This window comes from Psychrobacter pasteurii, assembly GCF_900162815.1.
In the GTDB taxonomy this organism is placed as follows: domain Bacteria; phylum Pseudomonadota; class Gammaproteobacteria; order Pseudomonadales; family Moraxellaceae; genus Psychrobacter; species Psychrobacter pasteurii.
On sequence record NZ_FUGD01000087.1, the window covers coordinates 56,911 to 76,919 of the forward strand.

Below are 20,009 nucleotides of genomic sequence, written 5' to 3' on the forward strand. Positions count from 1 at the left end.
TCAACCCATGTTTTGCTCAAAAGATATCAAGGTTAATGCCATCCTCATAGTTTATCTGAACTCGTCTGACCTGCTCATTTTCTTCTGTTGTCACAGTGATATCTAGTGTCATTTGAGGCTGAGGTAAGTAACCCTCAGCTCGACTGGCCCATTCAATAATAACCAAGGCTTTATTATCTTCTAGATATTCTTCAAATCCAATAAATGACAATTCTTCAGGGTCTTGTAAACGATACAAGTCCGCGTGATAGACACGCTGTATTAACTCATTATTAGACTCAGTTAACTCGTACGGCTCGACCAAGGTATAGGTTGGGCTTTTTACTGAGCCCTGATGACCCAAGGCTCTTAGCCAATAGCGAGTCAACGTAGTCTTGCCCGCCCCTAAGTCACCAGACAGCCAGACGCTCCCAGTAATATTGGCCTTCGCCAGTTGCTGTGCTAAAGCTTCGGTATCGGCTTCAGACTTTAAGATAATCTCTTTATGTTGGCCTGCCATTGTCTGCCTCGCATAATTATTAATGAAGTTTTTAAAGGCGATATCTATTTGATTTAATAGCATTTAGCTATCACTTGAGTCATCACTAAGCTTTAACTTGAAGGGTTACTTCAGGGTTTACAAAAGTCTCACCCGCTATTAGCTTTTGATACATTTTTGGGTCGGTCCACTCTTGCATCACCTGTTCACTAAATTCAAAATCTTCTAGCTTTAGAAGCCCCATGTGCTCATTAGTAATGTCTTCTGCAAAGCACTGAGCATAGCCTGTTGCCGTCTCATGCGCGATAACAGAGTAAACGCTCACGCCCGCTTCTCCATTGGCCATTTTGGTCTGATCTAAAATGCTTTGAGCCCAAAAGAAAATCACTCTTGAGAACTGCTCAGCTGAGGGAGAGACCGGCAGACTAATCCAGCGCGCACTGAACTTCTTACACATCTCAATGTATTCAGGATCATCTTTGTTCCAAAAACAAATGGCATGATCGAAGCTATCAATAATGTCTTTGATAGACGATTTTAATAACCCAAAGTCATAGACCATTTGACCATTGTCTAATCTATCAGCTTGCAAAATAAGCTCAATCTGATAACTATGCCCATGTATAGAGCGCTTGCATCTATCTGAGCTACAGTTACGCACAATATGAGCGTTTTCAAACTTGAACAGCTTACGGATTCGCATGATTTTTTCTCACTAAAACTTTTATTTGAATTTGGATTGTCTAGGAATAATCGATAGTTTAACACTTTAGCTAGAAAACAAAATGGATAACACTTTTTAGTGTTACCCATTATTTAAGCTAATTTTATAAATCTTTGATGACCAGTTAAAAACTAGCCTAGAAGCTTAACGATCTCGGATTCGATAGCTCCAGGTTTAGTGGTAGGCGCATAACGATCAACCACCTCACCCTGACGATTCACCAAAAACTTAGTAAAATTCCACTTGATACCATCCGTCAAAAAACCACCTTCTTGTTTTTTCAGCCAAGTATATAACGGATGCTCATTGTCGCCATTAACCTCTATCTTTTGCATCATTAAGAAGCTAACCCCGTAATTCTTCTGACAAAACTCCCCGATTTCTTCATTACTGCCAGGGTCTTGACTGCCAAACTGATTACAAGGAAAGCCAATAACAACCAGTCCTTGATCCTTATAACTTTGATACAACTTCTCTAAGCCTTCAAACTGAGGGGTGAACCCACATTTACTGGCCGTATTAACGATTAACAAGACCTTGTCTTTAAATTGAGCAAAGTCTACTACATTGCCATTTAAATCTTTGGCATTAAATTCATAAATGTTCGTCATACTCTCTTCCTTGATGTGAACTGCTTTTATATAAGCGCCACTGATTTATTTTCTTGAGCTGGTAATTATTGAACTGGTATTTATTCCACTAGTACTTATTGAGCATAGCATTTACAGAAGTAAATTTAAGCTTTTGGCTCTAAATCTATCGCCACAGAGTTAATACAGTATCTAAGGCCTGTGGTCTCTCTTGGCCCATCTGGGAACACATGACCTAAATGCCCGCCACAGTTACTACAAGTTACTTCAACTCGGCGCATTCCATGAGAAGTATCTAAGTGCTCATCAATTGCTAACTCGTCAATAGTGGCATCGAAACTTGGCCAACCACAGCCGGCATCAAACTTATTGTTTGAGTCAAATAGCTTGGCGCCACATCCTTTGCAGCGGTAGATACCCTGCTCACTCATATCATTATGAATGCCCGTAAAAGGACGCTCAGTCCCTTTCTCACGTAGCACAAAATACTCTGAGTCAGTTAAACGCTCACGCCAATCGGCTTCTGTTAATTGGGCTATCTCTTCTTTGGTTAACTGTGAATCTTGCATAACGGTTCCTTATTTATCGTAGTCATCTATTTATAATGTGCGTCTTATAATGTCCTTCGATTCATCTACTTTAAGACTTTGCCTCTAAAGTATTGATTATTTTTTGGCTCTAGTACTAGTGTAACTATGTTATGAATTGAAATATTATGAATTTAAAGAAGCTAAGTTAATTAATGAGGCTAAAAGCTTCTGCTTCAAGCATTCAGCCGCCAAAACACCTATTTTTACCGGCTAACTTTACGATTAGTTACATAATAATAAAAACAGACCCATTGGTTTGTTTTAAACGCCCACTCTCAGTGTTAAGCCTTTTATTTTATTGATGTTTTTATAAAAAACTATGCTATAACTGTAAGACAATAATAATACAGTCAACTCTAATGCAAGATTTACTTGCATTTAGACTATTGATAAACAAATAGGAATGCAATAATATCTTGCATTAGCTAATAAGGTTTATTTTACTAGCTTAGCAATAATAATCATGACCCTTTTAATACTTAGAGAGTAGTCGCTATGAGTGAGCAATCTGAATACAAAGCTCAAGGAGAGAGGCTTAGTAAGCTGCGTAAAGCCAAAGGATTAACTGCAGAGCAGCTGGCCACTGCCATGACAGACGCTGGCTCAAAAGTTAGCCGTGGCGCCATATCAAATTGGGAACGGGGCATAAACGGCATTGTCTCCTCAAAGCTTCCCGCTCTGGCAACTATTTTAGGCTGCTCTGAAGGCTATTTACTGCGTGGTGAACTGCCAGACAGCCCTTCTAATTCAGCTGATTATTCCGATTCTTTAGCCGCTGAAACTCAAGTTTCTACCAATTCCCAGTCTTCTAATCAAAGCACGAGTAACCGTACCATGACCAATACAGCCCCTACCCCCGCTCGCCAACCTTTAAAAAAATCTGACAAACTACAAAACGTCTGCTACGACATCCGTGGTCCTTTATTAAAGACAGCGATGCAGATGGAAGCTCAAGGTCAAAGAATTTTGAAGCTAAACGTGGGCAACCCTGCTCCCTTTAATCTAGATGCGCCTCATGAAATCTTACAAGATGTGGCGCTAAATCTGCATAACGCAACCGGTTATTCAGACTCGCAAGGTATCTTCTCAGCCCGTAAAGCGGTGCTGCAGTATTATCAATCAAAAGGCTTGCTATCTGCGGTCGATGTGCGTGATGTCTATCTAGGTAATGGGGTGTCAGAGCTTATTGTCATGACCATGCAGGCTCTGATGAATGATGGCGATGAAGTGCTTATCCCAATGCCAGATTATCCTTTATGGACTGCAGCGGCTAATTTAGCAGGCGGTACCGCAGTTCATTATCGCTGTAATGAAGATCAAAACTGGCAGCCAGATATTGAAGACATTCGCTCGAAGATTACCGATAAAACTCGCGGTATTGTAGTCATTAACCCAAATAACCCCACAGGTGCGCTTTATTCCAATGAAGTGTTACTAGAGATTCTTGAACTGGCACGTGAATACAACTTGGTAATCATGGCAGATGAGATTTACGACCGTATTTTATATGATGACGCAGTTCATACGCCAATGTGTACACTGGCCCAAGACGTTTTAATTCTAACTTACAACGGTCTGTCTAAGTCACACCGTATTGCCGGCTTCCGTGCAGGTTGGTTAATGCTATCAGGTAATAAAGAGCATGCCAGCGACTTCATCGAAGGCTTAGATATGCTCGCCTCAATGCGACTGTGTGCCAACGTGCCCGCTCAACATGCCATTCAAACGGCAGTGGGTGGCTATCAAAGCATGCAGGACTTAACCGCTGAATCTGGTCGCTTGTATAAGCAGCGTCAATTGGCAGTTGAGCGTCTAAATGCCATCCCAGGTATTTCTTGCACACTACCACAAGGGGCCTTTTACTGTTTCCCTAAACTAGACCGCACCATCTATCCTATCGAAGATGATATGCAGTTTATGATGGACTTATTAATTGAAGAAAAAGTACTAATGGTCCAAGGGACTGGGTTTAACTGGGACGCACCTGATCATTTCCGTGTGGTCTTCCTACCTAACTTATTTGACTTAGAAGATGCTATGGACAGATTAGATAGATTCTTTGCCGGTAAACGTAAAGAATTTGGTACTGAGCATTTGGTTGAGTCTAAGCAAGAAAAAACCGCTTAACTGTAAACTAATCTATAAAGAAACCGACCTATAAAAAAACTAATCATAAAAAAAAGAGGGGCTAATTTAGCCCCTCTTTTTTTTGTTGCTTAAAACTTTAGCTGAATACTACTGCGGCTTATAGTTATCTCGTAAGCTAACAATTTGGTTAAATACCGGTTTATCCGCCGTGTGTTCTTCTGAATCTGCCACAAAGTAACCTTCACGCTCAAACTGGAAGCGATTGCCCGCTTCAGCATTGGCCAGTGATGGCTCTACTACCGCTTCAAGAACAGTTAATGAGTTCGGGTTTAAGGCATCATGAAGATCTGGCACGGCACTTGGGTTTTCTGCTGAGAATAAATGCTCATATAAACGCACAGTAGCTGGTACGCCTTTGGTTGCAGACACCCAGTGAATGACTCCTTTAACCTTGCGGTCTTCTGGGTTTTTACCCAAAGTGGTCTTATCGATAGTGGCTTTTAACTCAACCACATTCCCTGCTTCATCTAGCACATGCTCAGTCACTGCCAATACATAGGTGTTACGTAAGCGGATTTCTGGCTTTTCAGGAGACAGACGCTTGTAGCCTTTTGGTGGCTCAAGTTCATAATCGCCTTGATCGATATAAATGGTTTCAGTAAATGGAATTTCACGCTCGCCCATATCAACGTTAGGGTGCTTAGGCTGATTAATCCATAAGGTTTTTTCAGCCTCATCCCAGCGGGCATTCACGCCATCATCTTTTAAGCTTTCCCACTCACTCAGCGCTTCATCAAAGTTCGTGATGGTCACTTTAAGAGGTTTTAGCACAGCCATGCCACGTGCCGTTGTGTTCTCAAGTGATTGACGGATACTAAATTCAAGCAAACGGAAGTCTACAACGCTGTCTGACTTAGTCACACCCACACGCTCACAGAAGTCACGCAGACCTTCAGGGGTATAACCACGACGACGCATACCTGCAATAGTCGGCATACGCGGATCATCCCAACCGGTTACGATACCTTCATCAACCAACTGCTTAAGCTTACGCTTACTGGTCATGGTATGGTCAACGTTTAGACGGCTAAATTCGTACTGATGTGGAGGATATTTAATTCCGCCTTCAACCCCAACTTTTTCAACAGCCCAATCATAAAACGGACGGTGATCTTCAAACTCTAAGGTACAAATTGAGTGAGTAATCCCTTCAATGGCATCTGATAAAGGATGAGCAAAGTCATACATGGGATAGATACACCACTTATCACCCGTTTGGTGATGTGACTGATGCATAACACGGTAGATCACCGGATCCCGCATGTTCATATTTGGGCTAGCCATATCAATTTTTGCACGTAAAACAGCTTCACCTTCAGCGTACTTACCGTTTTTCATGTCGTCAAAACGTTGTAAGTTTTCTTCTACACTGGCATCACGCTGAGGAGAGGGCTTACCTGGCTCATTAAATGACCCTCGGGTTTCACGAATCTGTTCTGGCGTTTGCAAGTCCACATAAGCGTCGCCTTGCTTAATTAGCTTAATGGCCCACTCATGTAACTGATCAAAATAATCAGAAGCATAGTAAGGCTTGTTCGCCCACTCAAAGCCAAGCCAAGTCACATCTCTTTTGATGTTATCGATATAATCTTGTTTTTCAGCAGTTGGGTTGGTGTCATCAAAGCGTAAGTTACAAATACCTTCAAACTCTTTGGCCACACCAAAGTTTAGGCAAATAGACTTCACGTGACCCAAATGCAAGTAGCCATTTGGCTCTGGCGGGAAACGAGTGATAATCTGCTGATACTTATCATTGGCAACATCTTCACGGATGATATGACGAATAAAATCGTTTTTTTGATCCTCTTTGAGCTCAGCTGAGGCATTCGCTTTATTATTTTCAGTGCTCATCGAATTACTTCTCCTATAAAAACCTGGATATTACTATAAGTTTGTAAAAATTTGCCCCATTCTATCAGGTTTACCAAACCCTGTAACAGCTAGACACATGACAACCTAAAAAAAAGAGGTTAGACTACCCCTTTGAATTTAAGAGTATTCATTCTATATAGAGTTAATACGTCTTTTAAACAAGGGGTTATCTGCATAAAGCAGAAATAAATTAACGAAGGCCTGACCTGGGTTAATATCTTTACCTCTTATCAAACTAATAATGAATACAGCTTGGGTTTGTTTGGCCATCAGTCCAATAAAAGCCCTCAAGGACATCCTGTGAATGCACTTAAAACTTTAGGTTTTGGCACTTTAATGATGCCTCTTTTTTTAATGGGCTGTACCAATACCAATACAACCCAAAACAATAATACTGGCACCAATACCAACACCAATGTTACATCTAATGTTAAGGAAACAAAAATGAGTGATATGCCTGTAGTTCAGTTAAATACTTCAATGGGTGAAGTTGTTATCGAATTAAATGCTGAAAAAGCACCTAAGACCGTAGAAAACTTCGTGTCTTACGTAAAATCTGGTCATTATGATGGCACTATCTTCCATCGCGTTATCCCAGACTTCATGGTACAAGGCGGTGGTATGGACGCTAACATGGATGAGAAAAACACCAACGCACCTATCGAGAACGAAGCAGACAATGGCCTGAAGAACGAAGAAGGCACCATTGCTATGGCACGTACTCAAGATCCACATTCAGCCACTAGCCAGTTCTTCATCAACGTAAAAAACAACGCTTTCTTAAACCATTCTGGCAAAAACATGCAAGGTTGGGGCTACACTGTATTTGGTAAAGTAACCAGCGGTATGGACGTAGTTAAGAAAATTGAAGGTGTTCCAACCGGTCGTTACGGTATGCATGCTGATGTGCCAAAAGAGCCAGTTATCATCGAATCTGCAGTTATGGTTTCTGAATAATTTAGCTTACCGCTAATTATCAGTTACTCATTATACTATGGTAATAGATGACTTTGCTGTGATTGATTACAGCTACCTGATAACCACTCGGCCTTATGACATTCGCCGAGTGGTCATCAGTGACTTGCATTTATCAGCGGATGAGCCTGCCTTAGTGCAGGCTTTTTTAGCCTTCCTTGATGATTTAATCGTTTTACCAAATTTAAATGAGCTTTACATTCTTGGCGATTGGTTTGATGCTTGGGTTGGAGATGATTTTTATCTAAGTTTATCGACTATTGAAACCAAACGACACTGGCTCACCCCTATTATTAACAAGCTGACACAGCTCAGCACCCAAGGCTGCCAAATAAAAGTGATGCATGGTAATCGCGACTTTTTGATTGGTCAAAGCTTCTGTGATTTATTCCAAGGTCAGCTGATTACTGAGCCTTCTTTGGTGACCATCGGCGATAAAGTTTTCCGCTTTGAGCACGGTGATGCTTTATGCACCGATGACAAGTCTTATCAGAGATTTCGGGCCATAATCCGTAATCCTCTTACCAAATGGATGCTCCTAAAAAGGCCCCTACATAAAAGAATCGCTTTAGCACAAAAAATTCGTCAAAAAAGTGCTCTAGATAAAACCAATAAATCCATGTCGATTATGGATGTTAATGCAGGCGCTGTGCTTAAAGCCTTAAAGCCTGTAGATGCCTTATTGCATGGTCATACCCACCGCCCTGCTGTCCATGAGATTGTAACAGATCAAGACGCTAACAAAACCAAGCTCCGTTATGTTTTAGGTGATTGGCGTGTGATCAATCCTGACAGCTCGTATCAACAAGCTGAAGCTGTTATTGCTTTAAGCTGCCTTCCTGAACAAAGTACAAACACTGCAAACAGCACAAGCTTAGAGCAAAAAGAAAGCCTTCAGCTGGTCAAATTTATAATTTAAACCCAACAAAGAGTTTAAACTCAAACTGACTTAGCCAAAGGCTTATTCATGACTTCCAAGAGTATCCCATTGATACTAATAGATAAATCACATAGAGACAGTATTAGTCTAATAGCTTGAAGAAGTGCTGACGATAGTGCTTAAGCTCACGAATCGAGTCACGAATGTCATCCATAGCCAAGTGACTGCCGGTCTTCTCTACCCCTTTTAGGATATCAGGACGCCAGCGATAGCACAGCTCTTTGATAGAAGAGACATCCAAGTTACGATAATGGAAGAAGCGCTCTAACTGAGGCATCTGACGCGCTAAAAAACGTCTGTCTTGGCAAATTGAGTTACCACACATGGGAGATTTCCCTTCATCTACCCATTTATTCAAAAACTCAATCGTTTCTTTTTCGGCCTGCTCAAGAGTCACAGTACTACGGCGCACTCGATCAATTAGCCCCGACTGACCATGTTGCTTGGTATTCCAATCATCCATAGCATTTAGTTTTTGGTCAGAAACCTTAATAGCAAATACTGGGCCTTCAGCGAGCACATTTAAGTCTTCATCAGTGACGATGGTCGCAATCTCAATAATATCGTCATTCATGGTATCTAAACCAGTCATCTCTAAATCAATCCAGATAAGACCTTTTTTACCTTGGTTTTTAATTTTAATTTTATTGGGATGATCACTCATAATACTTCCTAGACACTTTTAGTTCATAAAGATAGATAAAAAATAGAGTTAATTGTAGGCAACTAAGTCCTTTATTATGATCTGCAAATAGGCAGACTACTCAATCTGACTATGGTAACAAATTTAACACCTGACACCTTAACTATTCGCGCAATATAACACGTAAACTTTGAATTTATTGTACCAGCGCCCAATAAACTATATCCTAGACACTCTGATACTCACTGTCACTGTTTTTAGTAACCCTTGCGCTTACTTCAGCACACTTAATATTACAGGTAACTTGAATTTATGGCTTTGATACGACAACGTAAGCTAACCAAGCAACAACTTAGACGAATTGATAAACAACAAGCTCAGCAACAAGAGTCAATTGATGGTAGCTTGATGGATGGCGTGGTGATGGCTCATTATGGCAAACAGCTAGAGGTTCAAGTCACCTCACTGCCCGCTATCATTCCAAACCCGCCTGTTGTGGCTGAAGGTGAGCCTGAGCCATTTTGGCAGGCCATCGAGTTAGGCGATATTTGGCGCTGTCATGTCCGCACCAACTTACCCATGTTAGCGACGGGAGATAAGGTGCGCTGGGTAGCTGACCCCAATACGGGCTTTGGCCGTATCGAATCCGTTCAGCCGCGTACTTCCTTAGTGTCTCGTCCAGACCGATACCATAAACTCAAGCCGGTGGCGGCCAACGTTGATATTTTGGCCATTGTCTTTGCCCCACTCCCTGCCGCTGCTCCTAATCTTATCGACCGTTATCTGGTGGTCTGCCATCATGCCGATGTTAAGCCGCTTTTGGTATTAAACAAAGCAGACTTACTGGCTATTGAAGACTATGCTTTTACTAAAAACTTGCTTAATGAATATCAAAGCTTGGGCTATGAGGCAGTGTTAACAGCCGCCCCCTGTCCTGAAAACATTTTACTCAATCCTACTCAGAGTAATAGCAAGCAAGCCATAGACAGTGCCAAGCTGACAGATATCGAGCCTTTACAGCAGCAAGCTGAATTGGGACTAACCGATCTGCAGCAACAAATAAAAGACAAGCTGGTAATTTTTGCCGGTCAATCAGGGGTCGGTAAAAGCACCTTAGTTAATGCCTTACTGCCCAACTCTGATCAAAGCGTAAATGTGATCTCTACCAACTCAAAACTGGGTCAACACACCACGACAACCAGTCGCTTATTGCCTTTTAATCCTGAAGATCTGACCCAAGGCGGTATTGTCGATACCCCAGGCATTCGCGAGTACGGCATTTGGCACTTAACTCCGGACGATATCATTGCCGGCTTTGTTGAGCTGTATCCTTTAGCGGGCGACTGTCAGTTTAGAGACTGCAAACACACCCATAATAGTAAGGGTTGTGCCTTGTGGGAAGCGGTAGCTGAGGGTAAAGTCATGCAGCGCCGAGTCGAGAGCTTGGTGACCTTGCAAGCAGAAGCAGACACCCCCACTTATTAGATATTGACTCAAATACTTTAAATAGGGATTTCTAACCGCTAAGTTAGGAATTCTCTATTGTCTTTAATGCATTCTAACGCTTATCACGTTATAATAATCGCCATAAAAATTTTACTGGAGAAGTGTTTTGTCACTAGATCGTTGGCTTGAATTTATGGGTAACCACCCTGTCTTATTTGGTGTTTTGGCTGTACTTATCTTTTTATTTTTCACGGTTGAAAACCAACGCAGTGGTAAAAAAGTTTCACCCAATACTTTAGGTACCTTAGTTAACTCCCAAAATGCACAAATTATTGATATTCGTGCTAAGAAAAAGTTTGAGACAGGTTATATCCAAGGTAGCCGTAATATTCCATTCACCCAATTAAAAGACCGTTTAGAAGAAATCAGAGCTATTGAAGCTCCGGTTGTCGTGGTTTGTGATATGGGTATTCAAGCAGGTGCTGCGGTACAACTGATTGGAAAACCAAACGTATTCCGTCTTGATGGCGGTATCGGCGGTTGGCAAGCAGCAGGCATGCCACTGGTTGGAGCCACTGTAAAAAAATCTAAGACCGTAGACGGAAAAGCCAAAGCCAAATAACTTGCAGACTGTGGTTACTATACGATACCCTGCACACATTAAGTAATATATCCGGTACAAAATGCCAGATAAACCCTTAATTATAAAGAACGGTGTTTTGGTACAATTGACTTTAAAAGCTACACCAATAAATATTTCATATAAATAAAAGGATTACTCATGACTGCTCCTGTTACTGTATATACAACCCCTATTTGCCCTTACTGCTCAAACGCCAAACAGCTTTTAAAATCAAAAGGCATCGAGTACAAAGAAATTGGTATGCATGATATGAGTTCTGATGAGCGTATGGCTTTAATGAAAAAAACCAACAACTACAGAACCGTTCCACAAATCTTTGTTGGCGAAACTTTCGTTGGTGGCTTTGATGAGCTAAACGCTTTGAATGAAAGTGGCAAACTTGATGAAATGCTAAATGCTTAATGTTGTGCATTTGGTGGCTTTATAATTTTATAATCATAAAATTTAACTTTAAAAAAGGATATTTTTCATGGCTGAACAACAAGCACAACCTCAACTAGCCCTTGAGCGTATTTATGTTAAAGACATGTCACTTGAAGTAGCTGGTGCTGATGTATTTACTAAAGAATGGCAACCAGAGTTAGATATTAATCTAGCGACTAACGCTGAGCCATTAGATGAGGACCATTATCAAGTGGTTCTAACCGTAACTGTAAATGCTCAAAACGCAGGTTCTGCAGCCTTTATCGCTGAAGTTCATCAAGCCGGTATCTTCTTAATCAAAGATATCCCTGAAGATCAAATTGGCCAAATCTTAGGCGCTTACTGCCCTAACATTTTGTTCCCATACGCACGTGAAGTTATCAGTGATATCGTAACTCGTGGTAGCTTCCCACAGTTACTGTTAGCCCCAGTTAACTTCGACCAAGCCTATGCTCAAAGCCAACAGCAAGCTGCTGACGGTTCAGGCAACGCATAATCCTTTGTGATTATCGGCCATTTGGTTGGTCTTATAAAAGCCACTATAAGTCGTTTATAGTGGCTTTTTTTATGCCCTCAATATAGGCTAGCCTATTCTATTTACTGGTACAAATTTACTAGTACACATCTATCTATTTACTTGTACAAAATTTACAGGCATAAACTCACCTGCATCCCCTCTTTTAATACCTTTGACTATCTTTGACTATCTTTGACTATCTTTGACTATCTTTGATTTATTAAACTCAATAAAAAAACCCCCAATCTAAATAGATTGCGGGGCTTTTCGTAGTTTATAAACTAAATCTTTAACTTTGATTCAGTAGTAAACTAGCCTTTAAGGGCGCTAAGGATATTTTCTTTAACCACTTCGATATCTTTAGTGCCATCAAACTGATGATACTTAGGAGCATTGGCATCTTCTTTTGTTTTGTTTTGATAGAAACCAACCAAAGTAGAAGTTTGCTCATGATAAGTAGCCAGACGGTCACGAATGGTCTCTTCTTTATCATCTTCACGCTGGATTAGTGGCTCACCAGTAACATCATCTAAGCCTTCTTGCTTAGGTGGATTGTATTTTAGGTGATAGACACGGCCAGAGCCTGGATGCTGACGACGACCTGATAAACGAGAAACGATTTCATCATCTGGCACACTGATTTCAACCACATGGTCGATATCAACACCCGCTTCAATTAAAGCTTCTGCTTGAGGGATAGTGCGTGGGAAACCATCGAAGATGCAACCATTTGCACAGTCTGGCTTCTCAATACGCTCTTTAACCAAATTGATGATTAGATCATCAGAGACTAAACCACCTGACTTCATGATGCCTTCAGCTTTTTTGCCTAGCTCTGTACCTTCTTTGATAGCAGCACGTAGCATATCACCCGTTGAAATTTGTGGAATATCATATTCTTTAGATATGAACTGTGCTTGGGTTCCTTTACCTGCCCCTGGAGGCCCTAGCAAAATAATACGCATCATAGTGGTAATCCTCTTGAATTGTGTCGATGAAAAATCATCTTAAAAAATAAGCGTCTTAAATAATAATATGTCTTAAATGACAATAAATGGTAACCACAAGCCCTAGCCCTGATTAGGGTTAATTCATTAGGTGGTTACAAGCAATGACGCCTCAGACAAGTCTTGTTTGACTGTTGTATTAAGCACAAATACCTTACATTGAGATGAAAAAAAGCTCAAGCTATTTTAATAATAAATACCGCTATAAGTAAAACTTAGTAGTCAAACAAACTTCAGATAATCGTCATTAATACAGTGTTATCAATAAATTAAGGCAACTGTTTATTAATTTCAGTAGTCACTTTAAGCTTACTGTCAGTATTGTCTTGATAGTTGAGCGGTAAGTCATTAGCGGCCAAATCACCAGCTTCTTGCATGGCTTGCCCTGATTTACTTACTCTAGCTTTTAACACCAACTGTTGACCTTGCTGCATCGCTTTAGACAAAGTTTGGGTTGGCATCATGGCATCTTCATCACTCAGCTCGATATTAAAGCCGTTGGCTGCATTTGCTAGCTCTGAAGCCGGCAAACGCTTAACTGCTAATGGTGCACCGCCTGAAGCTTGCTGAATCGTCACAAACAAAATATCTGAGGGTGCTAATAACGGAGCCAGACTTGGGTTTAGGGTCACGGTTACAGCGACAGTCTGAGTAGCAACGGCAGTTGTACCTTGATCTGCTGCAGATAAACTGGCTTGCTGCTGCTGGGCAATATTACGGCTTAACTCCTCTAAGCTGCTTAAAGCTTCGCTGTGGTCGCCATCTCTAGCCATAATACCTGCTTTTAATCTTTCTACCCAGGCTTGAGCTTGCTGATAGTTACCTGAACGCGCCTCACCCATCGCCATCAGCATTTGAGCCCCTTGGTGCTCTGGATTGTTTTGCAGAACCCCTTCCAAGGCTTTGCGGCTACTGGCATCTAACATGCCACCACTGGTAAAGAAGTTAGTCTGAGCATAACTAACTGCAATGTTTTCATCTTCAGGCGCCAAGCGATAAGCACGAGCCTGTGCTTCTTTGGCTTGTTCGTTGGCTTCAAAAGCCAATAATATATCTGACAGTCGCATCCAGCGCATAGGATCGTGAGCATGATGATGCACGTTAGTCTGAATAGCGCCCATTAAGCCAACTGAATCTTCGATAGCCCACTCTGGCGGAGCATCAATCTTACCGGTTAACAGATCATCAGCCACCTGGCCCACCTTGTCTTGTGCTTGCCATAGATTGACCACTGGAGATCTATCCCCTGCCAAGAAGTAGCCTAGTATCATTAAGGTAGGCACACACAGAAGCAGTGTTAAGCGCGCTTTACCACTGCGAGTAAATTGCTGCTCACGCTTGGCTTTTGACAGCTCTGCGCTGGTGAAGTTCTCTTCTTTAAGACCTTCATTCAACACCACACTATTTTTGTCATCACTGGCCAATAATAGCTGACGCTCAAGCTCTGTCTTTTGAGTTTTAAACTCCGACTCAGTCATTGCTCCGGCATTAAAGTCAGCTTTTAATTCTTCCAGTCGCTCTTTAAATACCTCAACATTAAGCGCTATTAGCTGATCGTTTTGAGCAGACTTATCCACTCGCAACCATGGCATAAGCACGATAATCGCTAATATTATTGCCAATAAAATTGCCAGCGCGACAAAAATCACTAACGTTGGCATGATTTAACTCCTTACAAGTTGAGATATAAACCGCAATTGGTGGTGACAGCAAAACTTCACTGCTTAACTTAAATTTTCGATATAAAAACGGCTAGCGTCTGATTATTTTTTATCACTTAGATTGTCGTTACTGTGCTCTTTAAGCAACGCTTTAAGCTTTTGCGCTTCTTCCTCACTTAAGTTAGAGCCTAGGTTATCTAAGTCAATATCATTGCTAGCACCGCTTTGTACTGTACTGACTTGTTTTTTATTATTGGCTTTAGTACGCATCAACCAGCCTACTATTAACAATAATAAAATCACCGGTGGGAAGTACCATAAAATCCAAGTTGACGGACGAACCGGCGGCTTATAACTGATAAAGTCGCCATAACGCTCATACATATACTCTCGTATCTGAGCATCTGACTGGCCTGCCATAACCATGTCATAAGTTTTGCGTTTTAGATCTTGAGAGATAACAGAATCTGAACCGGCTAAGTTTTGGTTTTGGCATTTCGGGCAACGAAACTCTTCAATCAAAGCTTGGTATTGTGCTTCTTGTCTTGGGTTATCAAACTCAAATACCTCAATGGCAGCCTGTGACAAGCTGCTCACTGAGCCTAAGGTAACTATCAAGGCCAACACTTTAAATAAGGCACTAAGACGCTTTGTTATTGCTGACATTGAGCTTGCCTTTATTGTAATCATTTACACACCTCAGCAATTTGCTTAGTGATATCTGGGCCATCTAAAGCCACTTGATTTTGACCCAGCTCTGTTAGGACATCCATACAAGGCTTAATTCTAGACTGCCAGTTTTCTGCGCTAACTTCACCCACGATATGCTGACGAATATTGCCTTGTGTATCAACGATAAAACTTTCAGGAGCACCTGTTAGCCCCAAATCAATAGCAAAGCTGCCATCATAGTCTCTAAAGCTAAACACATAAGGGTCGCCGCCGTTTCGGATATACTCATGAGCATTGTCGAGCTCATCTTTGTAGTTAACGCCGACTATAGGTACCTGCTGCTCATGCAGCTCCATAAAGAACGGATGCTCTTCGTAACAAGTAGGACACCAAGAACCCCATACATTAATAATAAAAGGGGTTTTTGGTAAGTCAGCATTGGTTACATTGGTCTCAGGATTAGACAATAGCGGCAGATCAAACTCTGGAACAGGTCGGTTTAATGCATTATCAAATACCACGTTAGTGTCCTTACCTAATCTGGCAAAGAACATAACAATAAGACCTAAGAAAACAATCAGGGGAATTAAAAACCAAATCTTAAACTGTGACTTACTCATTAATGGGTCAGACATTTACCATATCCTCAATACAAATTTTGCACCAGTTTTTTGCTGTTATCCTAGACCACTTTTGCCGATAATCAATATTTGATCACGATTATCGGCAACAGCGTCTATGAAGATTTTTTTAGGCGATAGCGACGATCAAGCATACTAATAAGCGCCCCTAATGCCATAACGATGGATCCGGTCCATAGCCAAGCAATCATCGGCTTAACATAAATACGTACCGCCCAACTTCCATCAGGATCATTATCATCAATAGGCTCACCCAAAGCGACATAAAGATCGCGGAAGAAGGTGGTTTGGATACCCGCTTCAGTCATTGGCATACTACTCACCACATAATTACGTTTTTGTGGGTATAAAGTAGTGACATACTTACCGTCTTTTTCTACCTTAATTTCAGCCTGAGTAGCATCATAGTTCTTACCACGCACCTCATCGAATTCAACTAAAGTGAAATCGTAGTCTTTGATTTCAACCGTATCTCCAACGGTCATCGCTACGTCTTTTTCGATACTTAACGCACTCGTTATCCCTATTCCTAGTGATACGATAAGCACCCCAATATGAGCAATTTGCATGCCCCAATAGTGAGCTTTTAAGCGCTTGATACCTTTACCTAAGCTTGTCGCATGTTTGGTTTTATCTTTGATATCGTAAATTATCCACCCCAGTACCCATAGGCACAATAAGCTGGTAACCACAATTTGTAGATTTAAGCTTTGAGTAAATAAGTAAGTAACGATAGCGGCCAATAAAGCACTGCTCACCAAAATAGTCAGCGTTATGCCCAATAAAGGACGCTTGTCCTGTTTCCAGCGCAGGTTAGAGCCCATACCCATGGTCAATAATAGCAACCAAGTTAAAGGAACAAATAGCGCGTTGAAGTATGGAGGGCCTACCGATACCTGACCTAAATTAAAGAAGTCAGCGATAATGGGATACAACGTGCCTAGCAGCACCACTAATGTGGCCACTAGTATGACGATGTTATTAATAACTAGAAGTGTCTCGCGCGACTTAAGGCCGTAGTTACTCTCAACGGTTAAACGCCAGCCACGTAAAGCAAAGACAATTAGACCTGAGCCAATAACCACGCCTAAAATAGCTAAAATAGCCAAACCACGAGTCGGGTCTGCGGCAAAAGAGTGAACAGAGGTGATTACCCCTGAACGTACTAAGAAGGTTCCTAATAAGCTTAAAGCGAAAGCGAAGATAGACAGCATGATGGTCCACGCTTTGAATACACCTCGCTTCTCAGTAACTGCTAATGAGTGAATTAATGCCGTACAAGCCAGCCAAGGCATAAGCGAAGCGTTTTCCACTGGATCCCAGAACCACCAGCCACCCCAGCCAAGCTCATAGTAAGCCCACCATGAACCTAAAGCGATACCTAAGGTTAAAAAGCCCCAAGCCGCTAGTGCCCAAGGGCGAGACCATCGGGTCCATACCGCATCAAGTCGACCAGCCCACAATGCCGCCATACAAAAGGCAAAAGGAACCGCCATGCCGACATAACCCATATACAGCATAGGAGGGTGGAAAATTAGACCCGGGTCTTGTAGTAGCGGGTTTAAGTCTGCCCCATCTACTGGCACGTTAGGTAAGGTACGCTCAAAAGGCGATGAGGTGAAAATAAGCATGGCTAACATCATCAGCTGTATAGCAGCTAATATCACCAATACCCTAGCGCGCATATTTAGCGGTAAACCACGGCTAAACCAAGCCACCATAGCCGACCAACCTGCTAAGATAGTGACCCACAATAACAAAGAGCCTTCGTGGCCACCCCAGGTCGCTGATAACTTATAGTACCAAGGCAATAGTGAGTTTGAGTGCTGAGCCACATAGACCAACGTAAAGTCGTTGTAGAAGAAGCCAGCCATGAGTGTCAAAAAAGATACGAACACTGCGACGAATTGTGCCCAAGCCAAGCTTGGTGCCAAACGTTGCAAATGACTTTGATTTCGTGCAATACCAATGGTCGGCAGCACCACTTGCAGTAAAGCCAAAATCATTGATGCAACTAATGCAAAATATCCTAGCTCAGTAATTACCATATTCGCTCGCCCTAATACTACTATGCTGTTGCTTAAGCTTGGTAGGAGCTGCTAGAGGCAACCCCTATTCTAGTAAGCGTATAAATATTTATTAAAACCTATTGTTTCAAATAACAGGATCTAAACTCAAATCTAATTTTCGTCTTACCGTGGTTCATCGATAAGTCATCATTTACTTTTTGCTTTGGTCATTCATTGCGTTAGGCACAGCCCCTTTATGAGTTACCAGGGCTAAAACCTTATACTGCTTAATTACTGCTTGTGACTCAAAATCAATTTGCTTAGATGCTATTTATTGTCTATTAAGTTTTTTTTACTATATCTTTACGAATAAAGCCACTCAAACTACAGAGTGGCTTTACTTTAACTTGTACATCAAAGTTGGTATATCCATATACAATTTAATATATAGTCATATTGTATAGTATCGATAATTATATAGATAGCTTCAGCTAATCTGCATATTTTAGCACTTTATCCGCTCACTGGGAAAAATACTAATATTAAATGCAACCAACCAGCTAAGAAACCTGTCAATCCACCCAAGATAATCAAAGTCGTTTCATCTTCTCTGAATGCAGGACGTAATAGGTTTTGGAACTCACGTGAAGTTAGTGCCTTAATACGCTCACAGAATAACCCATAAATCTTATTGGCCCGACTTTCATTCAACTCAGGGTCACGAATGGGCACCATAGTGGCATCAATTGACTTATTAATAATGGTATTTTTCAGCTGACCAAATTCACGTCTACCCAAGCCTACACGTAAAGTAGTACTCACGACAGGAGATTCTAGAACACCATATAAATGACCTTTCATTAAGTTGCGGGTCTCGGCAGCTTTGGGTCCATACATCATCTCATTCATGATGTTCTCTAAGGTCACCAGCTCTTGCACCACAATGGCCGCAAAAACCTCAGAAACTTCTGGCTGACGCTTCATAAAGCCGCCTTGCCAATAATAAGTATCAATACGAGGTAATACTGGCACAATAAACGGGAAGCCGTCTACCCGCTTAAATAGTCGAATATATTTGATAGGTTTGGGATCAACTGGGTTAAATACCATCCAAATAGCAATCCAGTTGGTTAAAAAGCCCCAAATCGCCGCAAAGAAAGGCACCGTCCAGTGCTGAGGAACTAGCAAATAAATAAACATTTGCACGATACCAAAGATAAACCCAATCAGCGCACTAATATGCCAAATAAAGTTGATCTCTTTTTGACCCACTTTTAAGAACATATTGACCATCAAACGGCGGTCATTTTCCATAGTACGCACGATCATCTGACGCATATCGACCAGCTCTTCAACATTCAGAGTCAGATCAACCACCAGTTCTCTCATAATAGTGGGTAGCTGCTCATGGGCATAGCCATAGATACGGCGCTTTAAGGCATAAGGTAAGTTGCTCCACAGCGTGGCAGAGCGCTCATTCATAATCTCATCAATAAGCTGCTCAAGATTGGCATCGACCGTCTTAGTAATAAAATCAGCCATTTCTTCAGGCTCCATCGCCTTGAAGAACTCATCGAGTGACCCTAGCTTTGATAATGTCTGATCAACGATTACGCCTGAAATCTTACCGGCTTTCGCTGGCACAATGCCTTGCCAGCCAAGACCTTGCCAACCATAAGGCAAGTTTGGAATCTTGATACCCCAGAATTTAATAGGGTAAAACAACATTTTCAAAGCCATCCAAACGTGCGCCCATGTAACGAATGCCGTTACAAATGGAATGGTTAACATTGCAAAAAATTCAGGATGCGCGCTTAAGACTTGCCAGATAGAAGAGAACATGTTGGATATATCACTTATACTTAGGTTAAAGGAACCTATTTCCATGTTGTTGTGGTGTCAGTGTGCAGGATTCTAACACACTAGCTATAGATTTACTTAAATCAACTCACCGGTCCTAGTGAGACCTGATAATAGCTTGATATATGTCTAAACTGCAATAGTTTTCCCTGCACTAAAAATCATTGACC

Annotated in this window: 19 protein-coding genes; 7 read left to right on the top strand and 12 right to left on the bottom strand. The window is 41.5% G+C overall.

The features are described 5' to 3' along the window. Positions 1–16 precede the first annotated feature (16 nt). The 4 genes from tsaE to msrB all read right to left on the bottom strand — a co-directional run bounded on the left by tsaE (position 17) and on the right by msrB (position 2,361). On the bottom strand, positions 17–499 hold the full coding sequence (tsaE, locus tag A1232T_RS07760; RefSeq protein ID WP_077448926.1) for a tRNA (adenosine(37)-N6)-threonylcarbamoyltransferase complex ATPase subunit type 1 TsaE: 483 nt from the start codon (positions 497–499) through the stop codon (positions 17–19). Positions 500–584: 85 nt separating this feature from the next. Continuing rightward, entirely contained in the window at positions 585–1,181 is a 597-nt protein-coding gene (locus A1232T_RS07765; RefSeq protein WP_077448888.1) for a 6-pyruvoyl trahydropterin synthase family protein, read from the bottom strand. Positions 1,182–1,333: 152 nt separating this feature from the next. After that, a complete protein-coding gene (locus A1232T_RS07770) occupies positions 1,334–1,813 on the bottom strand; it encodes a glutathione peroxidase (RefSeq protein WP_077448889.1) in 480 nt (159 codons plus the stop codon). Between the two features lie 125 nt (positions 1,814–1,938). Beyond that, positions 1,939–2,361: a peptide-methionine (R)-S-oxide reductase MsrB gene (gene msrB / locus A1232T_RS07775; protein WP_077448890.1), complete on the bottom strand. Its 423-nt coding sequence runs from the start codon at positions 2,359–2,361 to the stop codon at positions 1,939–1,941. Between the two features lie 516 nt (positions 2,362–2,877). Here msrB and A1232T_RS07780 point away from each other — a divergent pair. Next, positions 2,878–4,509 (top strand): aminotransferase class I/II-fold pyridoxal phosphate-dependent enzyme, encoded by a 1,632-nt coding sequence (locus tag A1232T_RS07780; protein WP_077448891.1) that lies wholly within the window; start codon positions 2,878–2,880, stop codon positions 4,507–4,509. Positions 4,510–4,617: 108 nt separating this feature from the next. On the opposite strand, the gene A1232T_RS07785 is transcribed toward A1232T_RS07780, so the two are convergent. Next, positions 4,618–6,381 (bottom strand): glutamine--tRNA ligase/YqeY domain fusion protein, encoded by a 1,764-nt coding sequence (locus A1232T_RS07785; RefSeq protein WP_077448892.1) that lies wholly within the window; start codon positions 6,379–6,381, stop codon positions 4,618–4,620. A gap of 465 nt (positions 6,382–6,846) precedes the next feature. Here A1232T_RS07785 and A1232T_RS07790 point away from each other — a divergent pair, with 465 nt between their 5' ends. After that, a complete protein-coding gene (locus tag A1232T_RS07790) occupies positions 6,847–7,359 on the top strand; it encodes a peptidylprolyl isomerase (RefSeq protein ID WP_077448927.1) in 513 nt (170 codons plus the stop codon). A gap of 37 nt (positions 7,360–7,396) precedes the next feature. Then, the gene (locus tag A1232T_RS07795) at positions 7,397–8,296 is read left to right on the top strand and encodes a UDP-2,3-diacylglucosamine diphosphatase (RefSeq protein ID WP_077448893.1); all 900 of its coding nucleotides are present in this window, start codon (positions 7,397–7,399) and stop codon (positions 8,294–8,296) included. 103 nt (positions 8,297–8,399) lie between these two features. Here the strand turns inward: A1232T_RS07795 and orn are convergent, their stop codons facing one another. Beyond that, complete coding sequence (orn, locus tag A1232T_RS07800) at positions 8,400–8,981, bottom strand: oligoribonuclease (RefSeq protein ID WP_077448894.1); 582 nt, start codon at positions 8,979–8,981, stop codon at positions 8,400–8,402. Positions 8,982–9,272: 291 nt separating this feature from the next. On the opposite strand from orn, the gene rsgA reads away from it, so the two are divergent. The 4 genes from rsgA (at position 9,273) to secB (ending at position 11,968) form a co-directional block, all read left to right on the top strand. Next, positions 9,273–10,445 (top strand): ribosome small subunit-dependent GTPase A, encoded by a 1,173-nt coding sequence (rsgA, locus tag A1232T_RS07805; RefSeq protein WP_077448895.1) that lies wholly within the window; start codon positions 9,273–9,275, stop codon positions 10,443–10,445. 154 nt (positions 10,446–10,599) lie between these two features. Beyond that, positions 10,600–11,028, top strand: a complete 429-nt coding sequence (locus A1232T_RS07810) for a rhodanese-like domain-containing protein (protein WP_077448896.1) — start codon at positions 10,600–10,602, stop codon at positions 11,026–11,028. A 159-nt stretch (positions 11,029–11,187) separates the two neighbouring features. Then, a complete protein-coding gene (grxC, locus tag A1232T_RS07815; protein ID WP_077448897.1) occupies positions 11,188–11,451 on the top strand; it encodes a glutaredoxin 3 in 264 nt (87 codons plus the stop codon). A 67-nt stretch (positions 11,452–11,518) separates the two neighbouring features. Next, positions 11,519–11,968: a protein-export chaperone SecB gene (gene secB / locus A1232T_RS07820; RefSeq protein WP_077448898.1), complete on the top strand. Its 450-nt coding sequence runs from the start codon at positions 11,519–11,521 to the stop codon at positions 11,966–11,968. 332 nt (positions 11,969–12,300) lie between these two features. On the opposite strand, the gene adk is transcribed toward secB, so the two are convergent. The 6 genes from adk to A1232T_RS07850 all read right to left on the bottom strand — a co-directional run bounded on the left by adk (position 12,301) and on the right by A1232T_RS07850 (position 19,821). Beyond that, on the bottom strand, positions 12,301–12,954 hold the full coding sequence (adk, locus tag A1232T_RS07825) for an adenylate kinase (protein WP_208606929.1): 654 nt from the start codon (positions 12,952–12,954) through the stop codon (positions 12,301–12,303). Positions 12,955–13,265: 311 nt separating this feature from the next. Then, positions 13,266–14,657 (bottom strand): c-type cytochrome biogenesis protein CcmI, encoded by a 1,392-nt coding sequence (ccmI, locus tag A1232T_RS07830; protein WP_077448900.1) that lies wholly within the window; start codon positions 14,655–14,657, stop codon positions 13,266–13,268. Positions 14,658–14,759: 102 nt separating this feature from the next. Then, positions 14,760–15,323 carry a cytochrome c-type biogenesis protein gene (locus A1232T_RS07835; RefSeq protein ID WP_095532750.1) on the bottom strand — a complete coding sequence of 188 codons (564 nt, stop codon included), beginning with the start codon at positions 15,321–15,323 and terminating at the stop codon, positions 14,760–14,762. A gap of 20 nt (positions 15,324–15,343) precedes the next feature. Beyond that, positions 15,344–15,964: a DsbE family thiol:disulfide interchange protein gene (locus A1232T_RS07840; RefSeq protein WP_077448902.1), complete on the bottom strand. Its 621-nt coding sequence runs from the start codon at positions 15,962–15,964 to the stop codon at positions 15,344–15,346. A 101-nt stretch (positions 15,965–16,065) separates the two neighbouring features. Further along, positions 16,066–18,018: a heme lyase CcmF/NrfE family subunit gene (locus tag A1232T_RS07845; RefSeq protein WP_077448903.1), complete on the bottom strand. Its 1,953-nt coding sequence runs from the start codon at positions 18,016–18,018 to the stop codon at positions 16,066–16,068. A 474-nt stretch (positions 18,019–18,492) separates the two neighbouring features. Beyond that, positions 18,493–19,821, bottom strand: a complete 1,329-nt coding sequence (locus A1232T_RS07850) for a DUF445 domain-containing protein (protein ID WP_077448904.1) — start codon at positions 19,819–19,821, stop codon at positions 18,493–18,495. Positions 19,822–20,009 lie beyond the last annotated feature (188 nt).

What these genes read in the sequence shown, in the direction of transcription:
- tsaE (WP_077448926.1), bottom strand. Translation starts at nt 499, where the DNA reads ATGGCAGGCCAACATAAAGAGATTATCTTAAAGTCTGAAGCCGATACC.
- A1232T_RS07765 (WP_077448888.1), bottom strand. Translation starts at nt 1,181, where the DNA reads ATGCGAATCCGTAAGCTGTTCAAGTTTGAAAACGCTCATATTGTGCGT.
- A1232T_RS07770 (WP_077448889.1), bottom strand. Translation starts at nt 1,813, where the DNA reads ATGACGAACATTTATGAATTTAATGCCAAAGATTTAAATGGCAATGTA.
- msrB (WP_077448890.1), bottom strand. Translation starts at nt 2,361, where the DNA reads ATGCAAGATTCACAGTTAACCAAAGAAGAGATAGCCCAATTAACAGAA.
- A1232T_RS07780 (WP_077448891.1), top strand. Translation starts at nt 2,878, where the DNA reads ATGAGTGAGCAATCTGAATACAAAGCTCAAGGAGAGAGGCTTAGTAAG.
- A1232T_RS07785 (WP_077448892.1), bottom strand. Translation starts at nt 6,381, where the DNA reads ATGAGCACTGAAAATAATAAAGCGAATGCCTCAGCTGAGCTCAAAGAG.
- A1232T_RS07790 (WP_077448927.1), top strand. Translation starts at nt 6,847, where the DNA reads ATGAGTGATATGCCTGTAGTTCAGTTAAATACTTCAATGGGTGAAGTT.
- A1232T_RS07795 (WP_077448893.1), top strand. Translation starts at nt 7,397, where the DNA reads ATGGTAATAGATGACTTTGCTGTGATTGATTACAGCTACCTGATAACC.
- orn (WP_077448894.1), bottom strand. Translation starts at nt 8,981, where the DNA reads ATGAGTGATCATCCCAATAAAATTAAAATTAAAAACCAAGGTAAAAAA.
- rsgA (WP_077448895.1), top strand. Translation starts at nt 9,273, where the DNA reads ATGGCTTTGATACGACAACGTAAGCTAACCAAGCAACAACTTAGACGA.
- A1232T_RS07810 (WP_077448896.1), top strand. Translation starts at nt 10,600, where the DNA reads ATGGGTAACCACCCTGTCTTATTTGGTGTTTTGGCTGTACTTATCTTT.
- grxC (WP_077448897.1), top strand. Translation starts at nt 11,188, where the DNA reads ATGACTGCTCCTGTTACTGTATATACAACCCCTATTTGCCCTTACTGC.
- secB (WP_077448898.1), top strand. Translation starts at nt 11,519, where the DNA reads ATGGCTGAACAACAAGCACAACCTCAACTAGCCCTTGAGCGTATTTAT.
- adk (WP_208606929.1), bottom strand. Translation starts at nt 12,954, where the DNA reads ATGCGTATTATTTTGCTAGGGCCTCCAGGGGCAGGTAAAGGAACCCAA.
- ccmI (WP_077448900.1), bottom strand. Translation starts at nt 14,657, where the DNA reads ATGCCAACGTTAGTGATTTTTGTCGCGCTGGCAATTTTATTGGCAATA.
- A1232T_RS07835 (WP_095532750.1), bottom strand. Translation starts at nt 15,323, where the DNA reads ATGTCAGCAATAACAAAGCGTCTTAGTGCCTTATTTAAAGTGTTGGCC.
- A1232T_RS07840 (WP_077448902.1), bottom strand. Translation starts at nt 15,964, where the DNA reads ATGTCTGACCCATTAATGAGTAAGTCACAGTTTAAGATTTGGTTTTTA.
- A1232T_RS07845 (WP_077448903.1), bottom strand. Translation starts at nt 18,018, where the DNA reads ATGGTAATTACTGAGCTAGGATATTTTGCATTAGTTGCATCAATGATT.
- A1232T_RS07850 (WP_077448904.1), bottom strand. Translation starts at nt 19,821, where the DNA reads ATGTTCTCTTCTATCTGGCAAGTCTTAAGCGCGCATCCTGAATTTTTT.